Annotated in this window: 20 protein-coding genes and 3 pseudogenes; 9 read left to right on the forward strand and 14 right to left on the reverse strand. The window is 43.0% G+C overall.

Translation table 11 applies throughout. The features are described from left to right. Nucleotides 1–351 precede the first annotated feature (351 nt). The 3 genes from B1748_RS09030 (at nt 352) to B1748_RS09040 (ending at nt 3,989) form a co-directional block, all read left to right on the forward strand. On the forward strand, nt 352–2,013 hold the full coding sequence (locus B1748_RS09030) for an extracellular solute-binding protein (RefSeq protein ID WP_256975587.1): 1,662 nt from the start codon (nt 352–354) through the stop codon (nt 2,011–2,013). Nucleotides 2,014–2,138: 125 nt separating this feature from the next. Further along, nucleotides 2,139–3,092 (forward strand): ABC transporter permease, encoded by a 954-nt coding sequence (locus tag B1748_RS09035; protein ID WP_087567603.1) that lies wholly within the window; start codon nt 2,139–2,141, stop codon nt 3,090–3,092. Between the two features lie 15 nt (nt 3,093–3,107). Then, complete coding sequence (locus B1748_RS09040) at nt 3,108–3,989, forward strand: carbohydrate ABC transporter permease (protein WP_087567560.1); 882 nt, start codon at nt 3,108–3,110, stop codon at nt 3,987–3,989. Between the two features lie 294 nt (nt 3,990–4,283). Here the strand turns inward: B1748_RS09040 and B1748_RS09045 are convergent, their stop codons facing one another. The 3 genes from B1748_RS09045 to B1748_RS09050 form a co-directional block, all read right to left on the reverse strand. Next, complete coding sequence (locus B1748_RS09045; RefSeq protein WP_087567561.1) at nt 4,284–4,940, reverse strand: SGNH/GDSL hydrolase family protein; 657 nt, start codon at nt 4,938–4,940, stop codon at nt 4,284–4,286. A 428-nt stretch (nt 4,941–5,368) separates the two neighbouring features. Beyond that, nucleotides 5,369–5,503, reverse strand: coding sequence for a hypothetical protein (locus B1748_RS37385; RefSeq protein ID WP_256975589.1), 135 nt, complete (start codon nt 5,501–5,503; stop codon nt 5,369–5,371). Between the two features lie 26 nt (nt 5,504–5,529). Next, nucleotides 5,530–6,726, reverse strand: coding sequence for a Gfo/Idh/MocA family protein (locus B1748_RS09050; protein ID WP_087567562.1), 1,197 nt, complete (start codon nt 6,724–6,726; stop codon nt 5,530–5,532). Nucleotides 6,727–6,955: 229 nt separating this feature from the next. Here B1748_RS09050 and B1748_RS09055 point away from each other — a divergent pair, with 229 nt between their 5' ends. Then, nucleotides 6,956–7,714, forward strand: a complete 759-nt coding sequence (locus tag B1748_RS09055; RefSeq protein ID WP_087567563.1) for an AraC family transcriptional regulator — start codon at nt 6,956–6,958, stop codon at nt 7,712–7,714. Nucleotides 7,715–8,964: 1,250 nt separating this feature from the next. Here B1748_RS09055 and B1748_RS37960 read toward each other — a convergent pair. Together B1748_RS37960 and B1748_RS37965 are read right to left on the reverse strand one after the other, a co-directional pair. Beyond that, complete coding sequence (locus B1748_RS37960; protein WP_179215492.1) at nt 8,965–9,159, reverse strand: transposase; 195 nt, start codon at nt 9,157–9,159, stop codon at nt 8,965–8,967. Beyond that, nucleotides 9,132–9,365, reverse strand: coding sequence for a hypothetical protein (locus tag B1748_RS37965; RefSeq protein WP_087567566.1), 234 nt, complete (start codon nt 9,363–9,365; stop codon nt 9,132–9,134). Before B1748_RS37965 ends, B1748_RS37960 begins: the two co-directional genes overlap by 28 nt. 287 nt (nt 9,366–9,652) lie before the next feature. Here B1748_RS37965 and B1748_RS09075 point away from each other — a divergent pair, with 287 nt between their 5' ends. Further along, nucleotides 9,653–10,354 carry a transposase gene (locus B1748_RS09075; protein ID WP_087567567.1) on the forward strand — a complete coding sequence of 234 codons (702 nt, stop codon included), beginning with the start codon at nt 9,653–9,655 and terminating at the stop codon, nt 10,352–10,354. A gap of 810 nt (nt 10,355–11,164) precedes the next feature. Here B1748_RS09075 and B1748_RS09080 read toward each other — a convergent pair. The 4 genes and pseudogenes from B1748_RS09080 to B1748_RS37395 all read right to left on the reverse strand — a co-directional run. Further along, nucleotides 11,165–11,971: an acyltransferase domain-containing protein gene (locus B1748_RS09080; RefSeq protein ID WP_087567568.1), complete on the reverse strand. Its 807-nt coding sequence runs from the start codon at nt 11,969–11,971 to the stop codon at nt 11,165–11,167. A 112-nt stretch (nt 11,972–12,083) separates the two neighbouring features. Further along, nucleotides 12,084–12,461: a helix-turn-helix domain-containing protein gene (locus B1748_RS09085; RefSeq protein ID WP_087567569.1), complete on the reverse strand. Its 378-nt coding sequence runs from the start codon at nt 12,459–12,461 to the stop codon at nt 12,084–12,086. Nucleotides 12,462–12,481: 20 nt separating this feature from the next. Further along, nucleotides 12,482–12,841, reverse strand: coding sequence for a hypothetical protein (locus B1748_RS09090; protein ID WP_179215491.1), 360 nt, complete (start codon nt 12,839–12,841; stop codon nt 12,482–12,484). A gap of 102 nt (nt 12,842–12,943) precedes the next feature. After that, nucleotides 12,944–13,030, reverse strand: a pseudogene (locus tag B1748_RS37395) (JAB domain-containing protein); the annotation flags it as partial. A 1,010-nt stretch (nt 13,031–14,040) separates the two neighbouring features. Between B1748_RS37395 and B1748_RS09095 the strand changes: the two are divergent. Both B1748_RS09095 and B1748_RS09100 read left to right on the forward strand, forming a co-directional pair. Further along, complete coding sequence (locus B1748_RS09095) at nt 14,041–14,349, forward strand: hypothetical protein (protein ID WP_087567571.1); 309 nt, start codon at nt 14,041–14,043, stop codon at nt 14,347–14,349. A gap of 69 nt (nt 14,350–14,418) precedes the next feature. Continuing rightward, the gene (locus tag B1748_RS09100) at nt 14,419–15,777 is read left to right on the forward strand and encodes a hypothetical protein (protein WP_087567572.1); all 1,359 of its coding nucleotides are present in this window, start codon (nt 14,419–14,421) and stop codon (nt 15,775–15,777) included. A 381-nt stretch (nt 15,778–16,158) separates the two neighbouring features. On the opposite strand, the gene B1748_RS09105 is transcribed toward B1748_RS09100, so the two are convergent. Continuing rightward, entirely contained in the window at nt 16,159–16,593 is a 435-nt protein-coding gene (locus tag B1748_RS09105; RefSeq protein WP_087567573.1) for a DUF4352 domain-containing protein, read from the reverse strand. 76 nt (nt 16,594–16,669) lie between these two features. Then, nucleotides 16,670–16,876 (reverse strand): annotated as a pseudogene (locus B1748_RS09110) (JAB domain-containing protein); the annotation flags it as partial. 184 nt (nt 16,877–17,060) lie between these two features. Between B1748_RS09110 and B1748_RS09115 the strand changes: the two are divergent. Next, nucleotides 17,061–18,425 carry an IS1182 family transposase gene (locus B1748_RS09115; RefSeq protein WP_087567575.1) on the forward strand — a complete coding sequence of 455 codons (1,365 nt, stop codon included), beginning with the start codon at nt 17,061–17,063 and terminating at the stop codon, nt 18,423–18,425. Between the two features lie 567 nt (nt 18,426–18,992). Here B1748_RS09115 and B1748_RS09125 read toward each other — a convergent pair. Beyond that, nucleotides 18,993–19,808: a hypothetical protein gene (locus tag B1748_RS09125; RefSeq protein WP_087567577.1), complete on the reverse strand. Its 816-nt coding sequence runs from the start codon at nt 19,806–19,808 to the stop codon at nt 18,993–18,995. Nucleotides 19,809–19,974: 166 nt separating this feature from the next. Between B1748_RS09125 and B1748_RS09130 the strand changes: the two genes are divergently transcribed. Continuing rightward, on the forward strand, nt 19,975–20,313 hold the full coding sequence (locus tag B1748_RS09130; RefSeq protein ID WP_087567578.1) for a hypothetical protein: 339 nt from the start codon (nt 19,975–19,977) through the stop codon (nt 20,311–20,313). Between the two features lie 174 nt (nt 20,314–20,487). Here B1748_RS09130 and B1748_RS09135 read toward each other — a convergent pair whose 3' ends face one another. Next, the gene (locus tag B1748_RS09135) at nt 20,488–20,706 is read right to left on the reverse strand and encodes a DUF7660 family protein (RefSeq protein WP_087567579.1); all 219 of its coding nucleotides are present in this window, start codon (nt 20,704–20,706) and stop codon (nt 20,488–20,490) included. A gap of 194 nt (nt 20,707–20,900) precedes the next feature. Further along, nucleotides 20,901–21,632 (reverse strand): annotated as a pseudogene (locus tag B1748_RS09140) (DNA/RNA non-specific endonuclease); the annotation flags it as partial. Nucleotides 21,633–21,931 lie beyond the last annotated feature (299 nt).

Genomic DNA, 21,931 nt, shown 5'->3' on the forward strand with positions numbered 1-21,931 from the left:
TTTCACTCCCTACGTGTTAAATACCTGATTTTTATGACAGACTTACTTCATCCATGCCAATCACAAAGCGCTCGACGTTGTGGAATAACTGTACACCTCCATAGTGTGTTTAGGGCATGCCCTTTTTTCAAGTTGACTATACCATATCCATCCCCTCGGTAGGCAACCTGCAATCTCTTGTTTATATGATCAACCAAGAAGATAGTGCCAACGAGGTTCTGATAGCACAAAATATCATAATTGGTTAGTGCGCTATTAGGATGATTGTAGGCAAGCATACTAAATTCGCTCTATACTAAATTTGCGAATCGCATTTGATAACGTTATCACAACTTTATAGGGGGTTACAAAATGAAAGTAAGGAAAGTACGCAAACAAAATGGTTTGATTGGTGTCATCGGGATGCTGATCCTAGCTCTGCTTGCATCAGGCTGCAACAGCAATGTTGCCAATAATCCATCGGCAACTACAACCACCAGCAACAATCAGAGCGCTGGCACTGGCAATCAAACAAATGAAAGCAAGACTGAGGTTGGTTATCCGGAACAAATTAATTATTGGGTAAGTTTGAGTACAAACGTAGCGGCGACCATGAAAGACTTTAATGAAATAGCCGCTTATAAGGAATTAGAGAAACTGACGGGTACACATGTGAAGTTCCAACATCCGCCAGTCGGTCAAGAAAAAGATCAGTTTAATTTGATGATTGCATCTGGAGAAATGCCCGATGTCATCGAATATAACTGGAGAAATGCTTCGAAAGGCGCCGATAGCTTAATCAAAGATAATCGAATAATCCGACTCAACGAGCTTATTGAAGAGCATGCGCCTAATTTAACGAAAATACTGAATGACAATCCGGGATTCCGCAAGTTGATAACAACTGATGAAGGAAATATTTATGTTATGCCGTTCTTGCTTGGCGACGAAAGCCTGTCCATCACCCGCGGACCCATTATTCGCGAAGACTGGTTAACGAAATTGAACTTATCCGCGCCAACAACGATTGCAGAATGGGAAACGGTACTGACTGCTTTCCGCAATGGCGATCCAAATAATAATGGCGAAAAAGATGAAATCCCTTACTTATTCCAACTGCCAGAGATTGATGGCACTCACTTCCTCATAGGCGCCTGGGGGATCTCCTCTGCGTTCTACCAAGTGAACAATACCGTTCATTATGGCGCCATTCAACCAGAATTCAAGGAATTTTTGGAAACAATGGCCAGATGGTATAAAGAAGGCTTGATCGACCCTGATTTCTCAACTACCGATGGCAAGCTGAGAGACGCTAAAGTAACGGGCGATCAGCTTGGCTCGTTTACCGGCTATCCAGGAAGCAGTATGGGGCGTTATATCGACTTGAAGATCGAAGAAAATCCGGAGTTTTCATTGATCGGAACATCTTATCCATCCCTTGAGCCGGGAGGCACTTCCTTAGGACATTATGATTATCCGTTCTCTGGAATCGGTGCAGCGATCTCGTCATCCGCTCAAAATCCTGAAAAAATCATCAAATGGCTTGATTATAAATATGGCGAAGAGGGGCATAAATTGTTCAATTTCGGCATTGAGGGCGAGAGCTACAATATGGTCGGGGAATATCCAACCTATACAGATATCATAATGAACAACCCTGACGGACTTCCCATTACACAAGCGATGGCCAAATATTTTATCGCCAATTGGAGCGGCCCGATTGTTCAAAGCAAATACTATCTGGAGCAATATTATGAACGGCAACAACAGCGCGACGCGAACAAAATCTGGTCCGAAGCCGATCACTCCAAGCTTTTGCCTCCGCTTACTTTGACAGCGGAAGAAAGCTCGAAGACATCATCTATTATGAACGATGTCAAAACCTATCGTGATGAAATGGTCAATAAATTCATCATGGGCGTTGAGCCTATCGATAACTTTGACAATTTTGTAAAAACCATTGAAAAGATGGGAATCGCTGAAGCCATCGTCGCCAATCAGGCTGCCCTGGATCGATTTAACTCTCGGCAATAGCGGTTATTCGTTCACGTGCTGCTCACGAAGGGCTCATCTGGAACTCGTGTTCCCGATCTCCGGGCCCTTCTGGAGCCATCGCCCATATGTATACCATCACCACAGGAGGGTTCGCAATGTTGCCAATGCAGAAAAAAAATACGGGGTCCCCTGTGTCAATCGTTGATAAAAATGCATTTAAACACCGTGCCTGGCGCGACCTGAAAATAAATCGTTATGTATATCTCATGTTGCTTCCCGTCGTTTCCTATTATGTTGTTTTCCTGTATTTTCCGATGTATGGTTTACAGATTGCTTTTAAAGACTTTTCGCCGGGAGCCGGCTTATTGGGAAGTCCGTGGGTAGGCTTCCAGCACTTTGAAAGCTTCTTTAACAGCTATTACTTTTGGAGATTATTGCGCAACACGTTATTACTTAGCTTGTATGAACTCCTGTTTGCTTTCCCGGCCTCCATTGTTTTAGCGCTTCTGCTTAACGAGCTGCGCAGCAACAAATTCAAACGGATGGTGCAAACGATCACCTATATGCCGCACTTTATTTCCATTGTTGTTATTTGTGGAATATTGGTCGACTTCCTTGCGCGTGATGGTTTGATCAATGATCTGGCTGCATCCCTCGGCTTTGAGCGCCGCGCCCTCCTGGGCGAAAGCAGCTGGTTTCGAACAATTTATATTTCATCGAATATATGGCAAAGTGTCGGCTGGGGCTCCATTATTTACTTATCCGCCATGTCGAGCATTGACCCTTCCTTATATGAGGCGGCTCGTGTGGACGGCGCTAGTCGATGGAAACAAACGTTTCACGTCACGTTGCCAGGTATTATGTCTACGATCGTGATCTTGCTTATTTTGCAAATCGGCAACTTTATGACGGTAGGGACAGAGAAAATATTGCTTCTGTATAACAGCTCAACCTATGAAACAGCGGATGTGATCGGTACGTTCCTGTATCGGAAAGGAATTCTGGAAGCCGATTACAGCTATAGTGCAGCGGTTGGCTTGTTCAATTCGATTATTAACTTCATCTTGTTGGTCATTGCCAATGCCGTCAGCCGAAGAAGTGAAAATAACCTGTGGTAAAGGACGCGAGGACAAGTGATAACGAAACGAAGCTCGGGCGAGAAATGGTTTGATGCCGGCAATGTGACATTCCTGTTTATATTATCATGCGTTACCCTGTATCCCTTCCTGTATGTGCTCATTGCTTCGTTCAGCGACCCGGCCTGGATCGTGAAAACGCGCGGCCTGATTTTATGGCCGCAAGGCTTTACTCTTGACACGTATAAGCTGGTATTTCAAAACCCATCGATTTTGACTGGATACATCAATTCAATCATTCTTGTTGTCGCAGGCACTTCCCTTAATATATTGATGACTTCTTTAGGCGCTTACGCCTTATCCAGGCAAAATGTCATGTGGAAAAATCCGATTATGTTCGGTATTGTATTCACCATGTTTTTTAACGGCGGCCTGATTCCGACCTTCCTGCTGGTCAATGATATAGGCTTGTTGAATTCCCGTCTGGCTCTCATCTTGCCGGTAGCCATGAGCGCGTATAATCTGATTATTATGCGCACGGCCTTTATGGGGGTCCCCGTCAGTCTTGAAGAATCGGCCAAGCTCGATGGCGCCAACGATTTTACCGTCTTATTCCGGATTGTGCTTCCGCTTTCCCTGCCTGTTGTGGCGGTTATGATCTTATTTTATGGCGTGGCCCATTGGAATGCCTGGTTTAATGCCTTGATCTATATTCGTGCCAGAGATTTGTATCCTCTTCAGCTTATTTTACGCGAAATTCTGATTACCAACAGCACGGACTCCATGATGACCGGCGTAGGCGGCGGCGACAAAATGCCCGTTGGGGAAACGATCAAGTATGCGACCATTATCGTTGCGACGATTCCCGTCCTATGTCTGTATCCAATGCTGCAAAAATACTTTGTTAAAGGCGTTATGATCGGGGCGATTAAAGGCTGATTTCTAGACTTATTGCTTGTCAGAACTAATTCTATTAACAACTGCAGCTAGTGAAAATCATGTAAGCTATAAATGTGCAAATTCGCTTCCAGTAAGGCAGCACTCATTCCGTATATACGATCAAGACCTACAGTGAACACCCGAAAACTTCAAAAACGACTACAATACAATGGTACAATTCTAGAAGTACAAATCTTACGATCCATTAACTCATAAAATCCTCCTCAGCCATGACTTCTGAGGAGGATTTATTCATAAACGTTTTTCGAATGAACTTGATCAGAAGTAATCGGCTCAAGCTTCCCAAGAATAACCTAAAGCTTGTAGCCATGCACGGGCAATAATCATATTTCCGGTTTGTGTTGGATGCACCCGATCTGAGGCGATTTCCAACGAATAATGATGCTCCAAATATCGATCGAAAGCCTGTTGCACATCAACCAATATTGCGTCGTGACGCAGAGCAATTCTCTTTACCACCTTTCCGTAGATGTCCGTCATCTCGCGAAGTCGATCGCTGCTATTTTGTTCTATGAAGAATGGCGTCATTAGGATCACACCTTCCACCGTGCTTCGTTTGGCAGAGCTAATCAACTCATCCAGCGTATTTTCGTACTCTTGTACAGAAATATGCATCTCCCGCAAGTGGCGGCGATTGAAATGTCGCATAACATCGTTAATTCCGATCATAACGGACAGCCAATTCGGAGATAAATCCAAGACGTCGGATTGCCAACGCTGCTTTAACTCGCGAACAGTATTTCCGCTTATCCCCATGTTGACGATACGGATTTCATGCAAAGGATACGTGGCTTCTATTAACGCATTAATGTGGGAAACATACCCATGACCCAAAGTGTCGCCTTTGCCTTCGCCTATCGGTCTTACTCTGTCGCAATCCGTAATCGAATCACCAATCATTACGAGCTTGGAACGTTGAGGGATAATCATAGTAGTTAATCTCCTTTTTTAAAATGCGAGTCTAGAAACTTGTACAGCTGGACGGCTAAGATCCGGATCCTGGCGGACGGCATTGAGAAGAACCAATTGGACACTTCCCGGTACTGACTGCAGCAAAAATACTTCTATATTTTCGGCACGCCGCTCTCTAGAAACGGATCGATATGATTGCTACCCGGGGATGGGCCGATTGACCAAGCCGGTCTCGTAGAACGCATAATTCGATAACGTGTCGATAATCGGAAATTCGGATAAATGAGCACTTATGATTTCGTTAGCCTTCCTGTACGATTCCAAATGCTCTAGATGCGGCTCGTCGATGGAGCCAATCCTACTGTGAGTACCGTAATGCATTCGGCCAGAGGAGCTTCGAAGGTTACTCTTAACTTCTTCTTTCTCAAGTCGGCGCGATAGGCGACTTAAAAGGAGAACGTTTCGTTAAGCAACGCCTCGGAACGGCCATACGGAATGTCGGCAAGCGCCTCGTTGGGGAATACCTTGGATAGAGAGCTTAAACTTCTGGTTTCCAGCGTCAATTGTTGTTCTTGCGTCATTTATTCTTTCCCTCCTTGGTCTCCTATCACCGAGTAATCCACTTGCCGTTCGTAAAGTCCGGAATCGCGACGGGATGTCCACCCATGGCGATGGAATCCTCGGACAGAGCCGCAATGCTCATCCAAGACGCCATATCATAGACGTCAAGCGGCGTGCCCTTCCTCTCCTTGACGCTTTCAAAAAAGTCGGAGAAAACGAGCCAATCGATCCCGTCATGGCCTTCCTTAACTCCTTCCTCCATGTATCGCTTCCAGAGCGGATGCTCGTATTGCTCCCGGAAAGCTTCCGCATTGCCCCATTGGCTTTTCCAGTCATGCTCGTGCGCATCATGCTGCCCGTCGATAAAGATGGAATGATTGTCCTCCGAATACATGCCTGTTGTTCCTCTTACCGTAAATCCTCGAGAATAATGTCTCGGCAGCGTTGTATCCAACGTAATCGTAATCGTCTGGCCTAGCGCGCACTTGATCGTTGTCGTAATTATGTCGCCCTGCATAAATTCCGTTTGGGCAAGCTCATGATCCGGCTCACGATTATGCCGGATATAAGCCTGCATGCCTTTGGCCTTGGAGGCAATCGATACAAGCGAGACCATCCGATTGCCTCTGTTGATGCCCAGAATCTGCGCGATCGGTCCAATCTCGTGTGTCGGATAATTTTCGCAGTTGCGATGAATATATTGCTGCATGCGATAATGGCGATTCACGCTGCCATCGGCGATTTCCCGGCGCAGATCGTGATGATAACCGCCTGAGCAATGAACGATATCCCCGAACACTCCTTGCTTGACCATATGAAGGACCATCAATTCATCTCTTCCGTAGCAGCAGTTTTCCATAATCATGCACGGTACTTTTGTTTTCTCGTACGTCTCCACCAATCTCCAGCATTCCTGGACGGAATAAGCGCCCCCTACCTCGCTCGCCACGTACTTGCCCGCTTCCATGGCCGCAACGGCCATATCTGTATGCTCGGCCCATGAGGCGCCGATGACGACCGCATCGATCTCGGCAATGGCTAGCAATTCTCTATAGTCCTTGAATAAGAGCGGCCGCGCTCTTCCCGCCTCTGTTACGGCAGTCGCACCTTGCTGGGATCGATCCTCGTAAACATCGCAGACCGCAGCGACCTCGACATCCTTCATACCTAATATGACATTTGTCAGAATCGACATGCCTCGTTTGCCTAAGCCGATCATTCCGACCTTCACGCTTTCTCTCATCGATTTGTCTCCTACGGATAGCCCGCTATCCTTTGATGGTATATAATTAATATCAATATAGATAAGAATAGGCCTTAATTCAATAGAAAATAAGTGATCGGAGTGGGATTATATTGTGATTCATAATGCTTATAATTACAAATACTTAGAGCCTCCCCGGCCAGATCTTTTACGACTTATTTCCATTGGCCGGCAATCAGTCGATAGACCGGGCTACGGATGGGATGGTATGAAGCGTGAAGGCGAAGGCGTCATTTTTAAATACACCCTCTCAGGCGAAGGCCGATTTAATTATGGAGGCCGTACCCACAAGGTAGGTAGAGGAAAAGCTTTCTTTGCCATCGTTCCCGGTCGTCACCGCTATTATTACGACCCATCGTCAGAAGAACCCTGGGAGTTTATCTGGATACGTCTAGCCGGCATTCAGGCGATGGCGTTATGGCAGGAATGGCTGGAATCCGAGGAAGCCGTTGCCGAATTCAGCGCCGAATCGGAAACGATTGCTAAGCTAGTGTCGTTTTACGAGTCTGCTGCTGCCGGAACTCTTGGAGATATGTGGGATATTTCGGTGCGGTTATACGAGTGGTTGCTCACAGTTCTTAAACGGAGAACGGTCGGAGGCATGCCGAGGCGCGTAATTCCGGATGAATACACTCGCGTGACCGCATGGATAGAGGATCACTTTATGGAGGACGTTGCGCTTGATCGACTAGCCGAGATGGCCGGGGTAACCAAACATCATTTTTGCAAAAAATTTTTTGAGTTTTATTATACGACCCCTATTCAATATGTGCGCAAGAGACGAATCGAGGAGGCCGCGTTGCTGCTTCACCAAAGCCGCATTCCGATTAAGGATATCGCCGTTAGGTGCGGGTTCATCGATCTAGGCTATTTCGGCAAGGTGTTCCATGGTATCATTGGCGTCTCCCCTTCAGAATACCGCCGTTCAGGCGTAATGGAATTCGGCGGCACGCTTAAGTTGCTGTAACCGTCCCCGCGAGAAAACCATATTTTAATTACTCAACTTTCGCAGCATAAATTACCGAACATACCCTTGATGTACAAGGGCAAATCAGCCATCCACTGCTGGAGTTGACACAACACGGTTTGTTTACCAACATTGCTCGTTACTCCAGCCAAGCTTAGGAATAACGTCATTAGTTGTTGGAGGGCAGTCTGGTAATCCAGATCACGAACTTCATTCGCTAGAGTGAAGGGCTGCGCAATACCCAGCCTCTCCTCATCAAACCGTTCGCGAGGTTTTCCCTCATACGGCTTTCCAATGTTCGTCATTCATGGGCATACAGGTTACAAGAGCGTTTTTAATCCACTTTGTTTAGCCCTGTTGGTCTGTAGTTACGAAGTAAATGGAGCTTAACAATTAATCCAATTAAACTATCGGATGACCATATCCCATAAATAGCTATCACTTCGAGCTCTTCCTTTGTAAAAGCCGATCGAAGGACATCAATATATACGCTGGAATTGTCAGCTGAATCTAGTAACTCTAAGGATGAAGACACAAGCTGGACGTAAGAAAGGAATTCCATATGGTGATCTCCAAGATATTCATCAAAACTTCGACTTAATCTAAATTCATATCCCTGATTCTCAAGAAATATTCGTTCATTACGCAAGATGGCATCTGCATGTTGTCTAATTTCAGTGAAATTGATGCGTTCCACAAGTCTTTCTTGCCCCGTCATAAAAACATTGATCGAAGCTATCCTTATCGAGCTGTTTTTTAAATGACGGATTGTCAAGCTAAGTGCGACAGTTCGTCATGTTTAAAACAATACATTTGAAAGGGTGGTAATATGACAGAACTGTTATCAGAGAAGATGACAGAAAAAGGGCAACTAACTATACCAAGTGATCTTAGAGAACATTGGCAAAGGAGACCGACTAGCTCTACTTTTAAATAAAGATGGCGAAGTTGTCATGTGAGACCCAAGAAGAAATCCATTGTTGAAATGTTTGGCATTCTTAAAACAGACATGAAGTACGATGAGAATGAAGCGAAGAAAACAATTGCTGAACATCTAGTACAAAACCATATCGGAGTAACGAGGCACGATGACTAACAGATATTACGCAGATATACGTAATCGTACGCAATCGTACGTATCTTCACAGGTGACGATGAAGCATAGGTTCAGATACTGATGACGCTATTTAATAGAAGCACTCTAACAAGTGCCGTTCTTTGTAGCGGTTCCAACCGACGTTCCATGGATTCTAACTATTCGCTTTAGGTGGAATGGTGTACGATGCCTGCCTAGTCGTAATCCAATTGCAAATTGTTTCTGAGACGTAGGCTCGGTCGCCATGAATATGGCTTACCGTAATATCAAGATTCTGAAGTAAATCAATCGCAGGAACAAAATCATTGACTTGACCACCTGTCAGAAGAAAAGCGATGGGCCCCCAAATCCATCGATGACCGTATGAAGTTTGGTTGTCTTTCCACCACGACTGACGCCGATATGCTGATTTTGTGTCCTTCGGCGTTTATTAAGCACCAGCACTGTTTTTATGAGGTTTGACCTGACGCCTAACTGCTCAGCGGCTTTCTTTGGTCCAATCTCATCACTCAGTCTTACTGCCTTTTCTTTGAATGCTTTGTCGTATCGATTCATTGTCTCTCATCCCCTCGTCAGCTTTCATTTTATTTCATATGAGGGGGTTTTTAGACTGCATTTTTATCTTAGCACTCCACTCTGCACGTCTTCTTCAAACTGCGAAGATGCATAAGTATTTCAATCTCCATGCCGGGACTGGGTAGTATTTTTCTGAGACTGTATTCGTTTTACAGAAGTAAACTAGTGTACGCCTGTTAATTATCAAAAAAATGGTAGCAAAAAGACCGCTCATTTCGGTATAGTGTTTGTACCCCTACAAACTCTACGGAAGGTGAGACGGTCTCATGAATCATCGTACAATGCTGGCGCCTATTCTGCAATCCATTATTTCTCAAGAAGAGACAGAGCTCCTGTTGCAACAAGCCAATTATGTTGATAAAGCGAGGAAATTTACAGTCTACAACCTCTTTACTTGTCTTGCTGAAGCGGCGCTCAGGCAATGGGATGGCTATCGGGACGGAGAAAAGCGAATGGTCGCCTGTGGGTTGCCCAAAGCGGATCACTCTACAATCTCCAAAAAAGCGAAGGATGTTCCGTTCGACGTCTTTAAGCAACTGCTTCATCTACTCATTCATAAATGCAGTCGCACTACTCGCAGACGCCTTCGAATTCCGAAAGAGCCGCTTGCGGTGCATTCAACTACCATTTCTGCCGGCCACAATCGGTTGCCTTGGGCACCATCGGCCAAAGGAGATAAGAGCGGCATTAAGCTGTACGTGTCTTTGTTGACAGAGACAGGCGAACTCCACCGAGTAACGGAATCGACGGGAAAACAGCACGATTCGACCAGGTGCACTGCGGTGACAGACCCGAACTTCATTCTGGTTGCGGATCGTGCATACGGGAAGCACAAACAGTTCGATGCCTACACGGAGCAAGTACAACGGCAGCATTTTGTCATCCGGGTAAAAACAACACGGTACTGCAGCAACCTGAGTAACGTAAACAAAAACGTCCCTATAAACATACGATTGAGCAAGATTTGACCTGCCAACTCGGAAAACAAAAGTTCACGACCCGAAATCGATTCCGGGTCGTGAAGCTGAAGGATCCCCAAGGTAACCCGATTACGCTGGTGACGAACTTACATCGTCCTTCGGCAGAGCGGATTGCTGAAATCTTCCGCCAACGCTAGCAAATCGAAGTGTTTTTCGGTGGATTAAACAGCATCTGAATGTGCCCAAGCTTTTCGGAAAGACACCGAATGCGGTTTATGGACAATTGTACACCGCATTAATCGCGTACGTGCTGCTTCAGTACGTGTATGTGCAGAGAAATAAACAGGTTCACTCAAGTGCTCGGTTATCTTTCGCAGAGTTTGACCGACTCATCAGCTTTTCTGCACTGCCTCCCGAATGGGTGGTTTATTTGGCGCACCATCGTACACTCCCATAACCTAGATACTGGTAAATCAACAGGCGTACAATATTAAACTCCATGAAATCGCGGCAAATATAAATGTAAACAGCAGTTACTTGAGCCGAATGTTTAAAGAGAAAACAGGCGACACCATCATGAACACAATTCACTTAAAAAAAAATCGAGAAAGCCAAAAATTATCTCGTAAACAGCAATATGAAAACTCAAGAAATTGCCGAAGCCGTTGGTATCGATGATAACACCTATTTCTCTCATTTTTTTCAAAAAGCATACAGGGCTTTCACCTAAGCAATATAAGGATGTTCACTGTGATCTTAGCTCCTGACTCAACTCGTGCCTTGGTTTTTAAAAAAACGAGCCGCTGTCCGTACAGAATCGGTCAAACGGCTCCTCTTCCTCTTCCCCGTTCTCCTCTGCTAACAGAATCTAATTCCGTATCCGTTCCCTAGCGGATTGCCAGCCATCAGATACGCCCTTGCGCTTTGCTGCAAAGACGTTTTTTCTTCATAATGCGAGGGATCATTGGACACAAGGTTGAAAATCCGTTCCTCCGCTTGTTTTGCATCATGGTCTACTTTATAGATGACGAAATTTTCTTGAAACTTCAAGATGTTTGATGTAGGTGGTAACACTTCTTTAAGCTGCGGATAGAGCAACCACGAATGGCATACAAAGATTGAGGGAATGCCTCTAAAAAATGTTTTCGCCAGCTCGAACGAACGATCCACGCTTTGCCGATCCAACGGATCTCCTTCTGGGATATGAACGTTAAGCACCAGTTCTCCCTTGCCGAACTTTCTTCCTTCAGCAATCACGTCATGGTCCAGCGCTAGAGGCTGGAATTGCAGCCGGCCTAGCCGGAATAACCGCAGCCGAATGTGCTCCTGCAGCCACCCGTATTGTTCGATGCCATAAACGCCGAAATCCCGGTAACATTTGTTGCACCATAATTGCAGATCGGAGAATGTGTCGTAATAAATATCGTCCGATATGCCACGGACTTTATATTCTTTATAAGCATCCACTGCAAACCTTGCAAATAGGGCCAAAAACATTTCGCGATAAGAGGGCGATTGCTTCACGCTGTCAAAGAATGCAAGCCTATCGCTAATAAACTGCTGTTTTCGTTGATTATAGATTTTATCATCGATATGAATCTGATTGATCGTCTGACCGGCTCCCTCATCCAATCTAATGCCTTCGCACAATTGATCCAAGTTCATTTCCCAGTCTCCTTTAGATGATTCTAAGAACAGGGATAGTATATCATATTCTTTGCCTAGCCAACCTATAATTAATAGTTTATCCGCAGGAGGATGAGCAGGTCGGTGTACGCTACTCCGCCCGCAGCATCTCCCAGGCGCGCAGCGCAACCTGCAGCGCAATCCGATTTTCAGGGCTCATAAAGTCGGGCCCTCGTAACTCTTTTATTCGATTTAGACGGTAGTAAAGCGACTGGCGGACAATGAACAGCCGCTGTGCGGTCAATACCTTCGAGCCGTCCGCCTCCAGAAACACGCGCAAGGTGCCGATCAAATCGCTGCCTTTCTGCTCGTCATGCTCGACTAGCGGCTTCAAGTAGCTGTCGATGAATCCGCTCAGCTCGCGTTTATCGAATCGGAGCATCTCATTAAAAAAGATGGTGCTTTTTTTAAAATAGCTCTGCATCGATAAGGCATGAATCGACTCTTGGTAGCTCTGATGCACATTCATTAGGCCTGTTCGCTCGGCGCCTACCCCATACGCAGCTTCATCTGCTGCAAGCGCTCATTGGTTTGCAATTCATGCAGGGTGGTGTATACGGCCTGTATGCTTTCGGCGTTTTTACGGCTAGAGGACTGCTGAATAATAATGACTGCCAGTCCATTTTTTCGTATGGTTATAAAGGGACGTATGAGCAGTTGCTCAAGAGTGGAGCGCAGCAGCAACGAGGCATAAACGAAGAAAGAGGCAATGGGCTCATCGTTTTCCATGTCAACTGCGCTTGGCGGAGTGTCGCATTCAATTAAGCACACCTGATGGCTAGCATCATTGTAAATTGGGAACTCGTTGCCAAGAATAGTCTTTAACTGCTCCTCATCCCGAATACGCATATGAAGCAGATCGTCGACCCACAAATTTTCAGTATAGATGCGACGCTCCTCAATGAATCTTTTGCGCAACAAATGCTGGGAAATGGACAGGGAGGCTGATATTACTTCTTTTGCAACTACCCCGTTTTTTGTATTGAGAAATAGACAAACGAACTGTTCTTGCTTTAAGTGCCGAAATTCCGGTTCCAGCCAAAAATACCATGGATATGGCGTACGTCGAAAGTTTCTTGAATTATTTCATGCCCACAACTTGCCCACGAACTTCAGTGCACACAGCGTATTCACATGGATTTAAAGGAACTGATTTCTGAAGAAAGGAAGACAAACAACTCACAAATAGACTCAAAAAACTGATAAAAACGAATTTGTCTCATAGAAATGATGAATGCTATCTTTCGAATATTTACGGTATTCTATGGGGAAGACTATTGAGTGGAAAGGTCTAGTAGATAAAATTGTCAACTCGTAGTAAAATTGACCTAATTAATGAAGTAATGTAGATCAATAAGATCAATAATTTGCGGAGATGTTAAATAGCCAAACACCATCTCCTAGAGAACAACATAGTATCATTCAATCACTATGCGAGATGAATCTTCAAAGTTATGACTGGCGGCGCAGTCTAGCGCGTTCAATAAATCAAAAACCAGAGGACATATTTGGGGAAGGACAGCATAATCCGCAAAGGGCTGATTCCCTCGTTACATGCGCGTTCCGGTATGGTATGAGTATGGAGTTAAGTTTTAAAATAGAGAAGATGAGAAGCAAAAATGCTCAATTTGGTACTTCGAACTTAAGTAAGCTGGATGCACATATTGCCATCTAACTTTCAAAATTATTTTCAGTATTACTGAAATAAACGCAATTGAAGAGTCAGCCTCGCCTAATTTTTCGAAGGGAACGGTTGAAAATTTTACTGAATTTCATGATAAGTTGAAGAATAAAGTAAGCGAAAAGATTCAAAAAATTTTTCCGAAGCGTCTCCTACCAATGGAGGGGCTCGTTTTATTAAGCTATGAAAACCCATTCAATGTCTCTTCGCCACACTGAATGGGTTACTGCGTTTTTATTATCGCTTGGCGTGCAAGATAAAATTGTTAGCGTGTTTGAAATTTTACTCTTAGAGTCAGAAAAAGCGTTGTAACGCGATAAGGAAAGTCAGAGCAATAATTGATAATTGATAAGAACAGAGGTGAACTATGGTTATTAAAATGGTTGAGTTTGCACTTATTAAAGAAGGCACTAAGTTTAACCAAAAACAAAAAGATGATTTGAAAAAACATATTATATTCGATCACCATTGGAGAGGCTTCACTGGACTAGAAGAGCTTCATTTTGTTTCAATCAATGACAACTCTTTTACAGTAAAGGTTGCCGAAGTTGAACGTAACTGGCACCAGCAGTTTTCTAATAAGCTATGCCAACTCTGTCATCTCCAAGAACATTACTTACCTGGCCAAAGCGGGAACAATCGATTGCTTCATGTTATTAACGAGCAAGTGATTTGATGCATCTTTTAACGATGGGCGATAGTGCCACATCACTGTTTTTTACAGCTACAATTTGGGGGGAGAATTTTGAGATTTGTATCTACACTTATCATTTGCTTTGCTATACTATTGAGCGGTTGTACCAAATCGAATCCTGAAGAAGATTATATAAACACTTTAAATGCGTTATTCGATAAGTCTGACCAAGCAATAGACGATATCAATTCCATTCTTGATACCGCAATGGAAGGGGAGTATTGGCAGCTCAAGGAGCCAGCAAAGAAACAAACCGAGGTCTTAGATATGTTTTACAAAGCCCTTGAAATTGAACCGCCAGCAAAATTTGCTGAAGATCACAAAACAACTAACTTACTTATAAATTCAATTAAAGAATTCAACAATATCATGGTTGATTTTAGTCAAAGCGGCAATAAGGCCGCCTTTGAAAAACTTGGCGTAGTAACGGAGAACGTCGATAAATACATGAAACAATCAGTATTTATGAAAAAGTATCGTGTCGATGGATATGAAGAAAAATTTGATACAAGAGCAGCAATGAAAGAGATTGAGGAAAATTCTCGAATGAATGAAGATGAATACGCTACATTTGTTCTCGATAATTTCAAGAATTATACAATTGCTATTGAGGGATTAATTGAAATCATAAAAACCGTTCAGATGGGGATTGAAGACCCACTAGTAATAGATACAACTAAAACTATTATTTCGCAATTACAAGCCGTTCGGAAAACTTTTGGCCTTGCTAAGCCACCAAAAAAATATGAATCCCGCCACTCGGATTTTGCCAAACTGATTGATCATTACATTCTAGCTGCCGAAGAGCTTGAACGAGGGATTCTTACTGGCGATGTATCTGCCCATGAAAAAATGAATAAATACTTAAATGATGCAAATATATATCTTGAAAGTATGCGCAAACTTGTCGATGAAGTATCCGGCACAGAGTTGTCAATTAATACACCAAACGCTACTCAAGCATCTAAACCGACTCCTAAACCAATATCAACACCTGAAGCAACTGATGCACCCGCTAATTCTTCCATAAAAATGAGTACTTACAGTAACGGCAGATTCGGTTTTACAATCAACTATCCAGAAGATTGGACTCTTGGCGAAGAGCCAACAAATGGCGATGGTATTGAGATTACTGGAAAAGATGGCGCCATGATACTTGCTTATGGATCGATCTATATGGAAGAATTTTCACCTGATTTAACCGATTACACAAAACTCGATATAAACAATGATAAATTTTCTGCATACCATAACTCCATTCCTCATAACGATGCAACTCTTCATCACGCAGTATTCATTCGATCAGATAATCAAGTCATTTATCAACTAAACATTACTGTAAAGAAGCAAGACAAGGAATTAGCGAACACCATAATTGAATCCTTTGATACTTTCGAAGGGCTTGAGTAAGCTTGGGGAAGGAAATTTGATGCCTTAGAGTGACTTTCAACCATTCTCAGGTGTATCATCTAACTCCCAGTATCCGAGGGCGTTGTCCGAGAATCCTCCACCCACGGCATACGTCCTATGTTCGTTGTTTATCAATATCGAGCAATATCGAAGATACAAAGATTGATTCATTAATGGTTTTCCAGGAATGTTCCCTGACTTCATTAGTGCCAATTCAATGTTGAAATCATTAAGTGCAGCCCATCAAGATATGTCAAACCTCATGGCCGACAAATACGATATTTATGAAAGGTCATTCCTCATTATTCATCCATTCTACGCACTATTAATAAAATCGCCCTCCTATTATAGGGAGGGCGATTTATTAATTCATTAGCAAAATTATTCATTTACAGTCGCATTGGGCAACATAACTAAATTAATTACATCACTTCCATCTACGTAAGTGAGTGTATAACCATCATCAAAAGTTCTAAATGCCAAATTTGCGATGGCAACATCTCCAGGCAACAACCTTAAAGCGTCCAATTCATAAAAGCCTAAATCGCTCATGAAGCCTGCTGTAAATGACTCGAATATTCTTACAGACTTTCCCCCTTTTTTGGTCAAGGTAATTTCACTAGCAAAAATCCTTAAAACCTCATCAGAAATGTTCTCAATCGTGAATTTCACTATTAATCCCATGTTTTCAGCACGTTCTACTGAATTCACAGTCACATTACATTTCCCATTTGAATCATCTACTTCGCTTTCATTTGACAGAACTTCTACCTGATCGCTTTCATCTTCAGCATAATAGTTAGCATAGAATCCCATACTTGAAAGACTAACAAAATTTCGATCCTTGTCTGGAGAAGCTTGGATTGTAATAATGGACTCAAGGATGCGCGGGTTAATGTGTGAGAGACATTAACCCGCGCTCTGTTAAGCTGATATAACGCTGATCCCCGATAATGACATGATCCAGTACGTCGATACCGATGATCGCACCTGCGCTCTTTAATCTTTTTGTGATCTCGATATCTTCCGGACTTGGTTCGGGATTACCGCTCGGATGATTGTGCACACAAATGATTGAAGCACTGCAACGTTTAATGGCTTAACTGTTTATGGTTATTCATTCATACTCACAGGCCGTATTCAACTAAAAAACAACACGCTGAAATCAGCGTGTTCAGACTGTCGAGAAAGTCTCGGCAGTCTATTTTTATGTCCATTTAATTTAATACGACACTGCGTTAATATGATATAATATTGGTATACATATAACGGAGGTGTTCCTCATGCTTTATACACACGAACCAGATCCCCAATTGGATTACGAATTGGTCTGCATCGAGCACATGGTGCCAGTAGATCATTTACTTCGTCATATCGCTCAATATATCGACTTCACTTTCATCCGCGACAAGGTGCGTTCTTTCTACAGTGAAACCCATGGTCGCCCCTCCATTGACCCCGTAATGCTCTTTAAGATGCTCTTCATCGGCTATCTCTACGGCATTCGTTCCGAGCGCCAGTTGGAACAGGAAATCAACCTCAACCTGGCGTATCGCTGGTTTTTAGGGATCGGGCTATCCAAGAAAGCACCGGATCACAGCACCATCAGTTGGAACCGTCAATACCGTTTCAAAGATACCACCGTCTTTCAAGACATCTTCGACGAAATTGTGCGTCTTGCCATTTCCAATCGTATGGTCGCCGGTCGTGTATTAATCACCGACTCGACGCACCTCAAGGCGAATGCCAACAAACGAAAACATACGGTACAAGTCGTTGAGCAGTCGCCCAAAGGATATCTCGACGAGCTTAATGCAGCGATTGAGGAGGATCGGAAGAAACTTGGAAAAAAGCCGCTGAAAGCGAGAAAGGAAGTGGAGGAAACGAAAGAAATAAAGGTTAGCAACACGGATCCGGAAAGTGGATATATGGTCCGTGACGGAAAGCCAGAAGGCTTCTTCTACTTGGATCACCGCACTGTGGATCACAAATACAACATCGTCACAGATGTTCACATTACAGCAGGTAATGTCCATGACTCGGTTCCGTATATCGAGCGGCTTAAGCATCAGGTCGAGAAGTTTGGCTTTACGAGTACGTTAGAGGCGATTGCATTAGATTCTGGTTACCTTACGAGTCACATCTGCAAGTCGTTACAGGGGATGAAGGTGTTTGCGGTAATTGGCAGGCGAGCATTTACGCCGAAGAAGGGGTTATTCAAGAAGCACCAGTTCACGTTCGACGCAGAGCAAAATGTGTACCGTTGCCCGAATAAACAAGAGTTGACCTATACGACGACCAACCGCGAAGGTTACCGCGAGTATAAATCTAATCCGAAAATATGTGCGGATTGCCCGCTATTAAGCACATGCACACACGCTAAAAACAAGACGAAAGTCATCACCCGGCATGTGTGGGAAGACAGCAAGGAATGGGTTCGGCTGAATCGACTCAGTCGCTCCGGAAGGTATTTATATCGCCTCCGTTACCAAACAATTGAGCGAAGCTTTGCAGACGCCAAAGAGCTGCATGGGCTTCGCTATTGCCGTTTCCGAGGAAGGTGGAGCGTGCAAGAACAGGCGTTAATGACGGCAACGGCACAGAACATAAAGAAGATCGCCCTCCACCTGGCCAAGAAGGCCAAGTAGAGGGCGATTATTGTTTGTTACTGCTTCGCACCTGAATCCGTTCGTCTCAAGTGTACCATTAAATTTCTAAACAGTCTGAACACGCTGAAATCAGCGTGTTGTTTTTTAGTTGAATACGGCTTCGTGATTGTTGTTAATCTCCGACTTTTATTTACAGCCACTTAGTACCCAATCCTTCAGTTCAGAATAATTATCAAAGATTTGGACTGGAACTAACTCTCTATTAAGGACATAAAATTCGTGGTCGAGGGGATTGATTTTAATTAAAAATGATTTTCCATGGGAATTAAATGCATAAGCAAATTTGTGAATGATTTTAAATCGTCCACCCATTTCTGAAATTAATGATTCTAGGAACATCATGTTTAACTTCGATGCTCGGGCTAATCCCTTATTTTTTCCACTCATAATTTAAGTATATCCAATTAACCACTAAATTACCTGCAAAAATATTCCACAAAACAAAAAAAATCGCAATTACTCTATAACCGCATCACCGCCTATCCCTCGTTATTATATAAAAATTTATGAAAAGGGATTGTTCAATAATTTTCCTTCTACTTCACCTTACAATTGATTAATTAAATCTTGTAAATTAGAGATCCAAGTATACTCATCAATTTTCAGTAGCGCTTCTTTCATTTGTTCGTTACTCATTTTATATAAATCTTCAGCTACAACGTTCGGATGCATTTCGGAAGCCATGAAGTACATTTGGTTTCTCGGGTTTACCAAAGAATGCGTCGTATCAATAAATTTTCGGACATAACTATCTACCCATTGTCGATTATTTAAAAACTCCCAATTCGATTTTACTTCATGTCCCAGCAAGGACTCTACATATCCTTGGTCTATTCCATTCCGTAATGAAGAAATAATAAAGAAAACCCTGTCGTTACTAATTCCGTATTTCGTTTCACATACATCAACGATATCCGATGCAACCTCATTCCACTGACTCCCACGATAGAACCCCATGTCTGTTATCAATTTAATCGCTACCACGTTATCCAAGCCCCTGGATGCAATTACTAATCCATCTGGCTGCCGTTCAAACTTCATCCCCTGACCGAGTAACTGATGATTTAGAAAATCACACAATGTTTTACCAAGCTCAACCGATACTCTCCTCGATGACTTTCGAACATTATTGAGTTCAATACGCTTTAATTCTTCGTTATAATACACGTCCACTAGTCGTTTAAATAGGGTAGCACTAGCATTGATCTGATCCCCAATTGAAATTTCTAACTTTTCGTTTGATCTTTCCTCTCCTTCTGAAACCTCCTCTTCATCAAGAATAGCAGTCCTTCTGTTTTCTTTTACCACCTCCAATATTTCTTTCAATATGTCCCGAATTTCCTCAAGGATCTTTTCTTGCACGTTCATTCCCCCGTTCGCTTTGATTAAAAATTATTGTCTTTCCTCAATAATAATCCTCCATCCTATTTTAAGTCAAGTGAATAATTATTGTCTCTCCCGAATAATACTTTTTTTTACCTGCCAAACCCTGCATAATGGTTTTATAGAAACGAAGGAGTTGGTGTTCTTGCAATCATTACCTGAAGTTAGATCATTGCGTGAAGCAGTTCAAGCCGTTATTAAGAGTAATAAACAAGACGGCTATCCTCCGATTCGGTTTGCACAAATGATGAGCGTTCCCGACAGTCAGCTTGTCAGTACGACCACAAAGGCAATTCAATCCAAAGATGCATTGAATGCACTGTATATGACTATAAGCGGTGATCAACCTACATTGCTTACCCTAGAAGACTTTGTCAGCGTTTATGGAGAACTATGGGGGTTTCATCCCGATATTGTTGAACTGGCAGCGAAAAATACCCAGCGATTTGATGAATGGAGTGGGAAAATTCGATACTTAAAATAAAGTCACTTGTGTTCGGAATTTAGACGCCTAATGCATAAAAAGTAGACATTCATTTAAGAATGCCTACTTTTTGGTAATCTCTGTATTAGTGGATTGTTGATTAATGTGCAAAAATCCGTTCCATTGGGCAGCTAGATTTTGAACTATCGCTCCCAGATAGCTTTAAGACAAAGTTCACTCGTATGCCTTTCCTGCCAATAACGAGGTTGCAAAGGTGCTCCCGCTGAGCGTATCAAAAACCGAATTTGAGTCACTTAACCAAACCTCCATTGCTTCCAAGAAACTCTCCAATGTCTGGTTCTCCCAAGTAGCAGCATTCTTAGTTAAATCATGTCTAAGTACATGAAGAAATGCAATCAAGTCTTCTTTTGTAGATACGTTTTCTGGGTTCAAACTATAAGCTCCTCTTTATCATTAAGATTCAATTAACGTCTCACGTGATAAATTATTATACTTTTTCACCATAAAAGTTTTATAGTCGATATGATTATTAATTTTAGTTAATTCCTGTACAGAGACCCATTTGCAAGATGGATTAAAGCGTCCAACGAGGAAAATGTCTGTTCTTTCGTTCATTTATTTTAGTCTTACTCGCCTACCATGCCATCACCATCACGATCATCCATATATTTGTATAACCAATGATCACTCGTTATCGGCATACTATAACCTGCCGCTTTTGCTTCTTTAATCGTAACTTTTCCATTTCCATTTGTATCAACCTTTGCAAGGTCGCCCTTTGTGTTTGTACTATTAGGTTGAGAAGTTTCATCGCCTGTCAAACCAAGCGATGCGTTTACCTCGTCAGGGTTCACGTTATCAAATTTATCAACAATCACGTTACCTTTTAACGTATAAGTGTACTGATAACTTGAAGGAATTTGCGTTTTGGTGTTTGGATAGGTGATAATCGCTTCGAAATTCGTTACTCCTCCTGCTTTGCGTATCGTATCTTCCATATACGCTTGATCACCATGCCTGTTTAGCGTGCTATCTTGCGGGGTAATATTATATGCATTTGATACCCCTCCGAGTGAATCAGCAATGATATGTCCTTCATCCAAAACGTCACTTTCGACACCAGGAACCTTTGCCTCATCAGGGTAGTATCTGCCAGACGATAATACAGGTTCGTTACGGTCGTCTTGTAGAATAATTTCAGTAGCAATGACACGCACTAATTGCCCATATTCATTAGTAAATGCCCAATATTCACGTTCTCCGTAACCAATGTCAACAACAACTTTAGGTTCACGATGCCCAGACAAATCACCACCATCAACCTCGATAAGCTTGTATCCTGAAAACAATTCATTACTCGGTTTGGTACTTGCATTCAACTTTGCGGTTTTCAATACTTTTTGGCAATCACCTAAATAATCATACTGCGACTTGTCATTGCTGTCGTAAGTGCAGGAAATCATGACTACTTTCCCAACATCTATGTTATAGGCAAATGAATAACTTGTAGTAGAAGTCACCCCACCACCATCTTTGTCAGGGCGGGTATATGTGATTGTCCAACCTGGTAACCCCACAATTGTTGTTTCCTCTGATAGTTGTATATCTGAGTTAGCAATTCCCCCTGCTTTCAAGGTACTCTCAACAATAGATGGTA

It is taken from the genome of Paenibacillus sp. MY03 (assembly GCF_002165585.1).
GTDB classification, from domain to species: Bacteria; Bacillota; Bacilli; order Paenibacillales; family Paenibacillaceae; genus Pristimantibacillus; species Pristimantibacillus agaridevorans.

Bases quoted from the DNA above. Each gene is read 5' to 3' on its own strand.
- B1748_RS09105 (WP_087567573.1), bottom strand. From the start codon at position 16,593: ATGGGATTCTATGCTAACTATTATGCTGAAGATGAAAGCGATCAGGTA.
- B1748_RS09075 (WP_087567567.1), top strand. From the start codon at position 9,653: ATGAATCATCGTACAATGCTGGCGCCTATTCTGCAATCCATTATTTCT.
- B1748_RS09095 (WP_087567571.1), top strand. From the start codon at position 14,041: ATGGTTATTAAAATGGTTGAGTTTGCACTTATTAAAGAAGGCACTAAG.
- B1748_RS09055 (WP_087567563.1), top strand. From the start codon at position 6,956: ATGAAGCGTGAAGGCGAAGGCGTCATTTTTAAATACACCCTCTCAGGC.
- B1748_RS09115 (WP_087567575.1), top strand. From the start codon at position 17,061: ATGCTTTATACACACGAACCAGATCCCCAATTGGATTACGAATTGGTC.
- B1748_RS09035 (WP_087567603.1), top strand. From the start codon at position 2,139: ATGCAGAAAAAAAATACGGGGTCCCCTGTGTCAATCGTTGATAAAAAT.
- B1748_RS37385 (WP_256975589.1), bottom strand. From the start codon at position 5,503: ATGACGCAAGAACAACAATTGACGCTGGAAACCAGAAGTTTAAGCTCT.
- B1748_RS09090 (WP_179215491.1), bottom strand. From the start codon at position 12,841: ATGCGTATTCGGGATGAGGAGCAGTTAAAGACTATTCTTGGCAACGAG.
- B1748_RS09045 (WP_087567561.1), bottom strand. From the start codon at position 4,940: ATGATTATCCCTCAACGTTCCAAGCTCGTAATGATTGGTGATTCGATT.
- B1748_RS09050 (WP_087567562.1), bottom strand. From the start codon at position 6,726: ATGAGAGAAAGCGTGAAGGTCGGAATGATCGGCTTAGGCAAACGAGGC.
- B1748_RS09030 (WP_256975587.1), top strand. From the start codon at position 352: ATGAAAGTAAGGAAAGTACGCAAACAAAATGGTTTGATTGGTGTCATC.
- B1748_RS09085 (WP_087567569.1), bottom strand. From the start codon at position 12,461: ATGAATGTGCATCAGAGCTACCAAGAGTCGATTCATGCCTTATCGATG.
- B1748_RS09080 (WP_087567568.1), bottom strand. From the start codon at position 11,971: ATGAACTTGGATCAATTGTGCGAAGGCATTAGATTGGATGAGGGAGCC.
- B1748_RS37965 (WP_087567566.1), bottom strand. From the start codon at position 9,365: ATGAATCGATACGACAAAGCATTCAAAGAAAAGGCAGTAAGACTGAGT.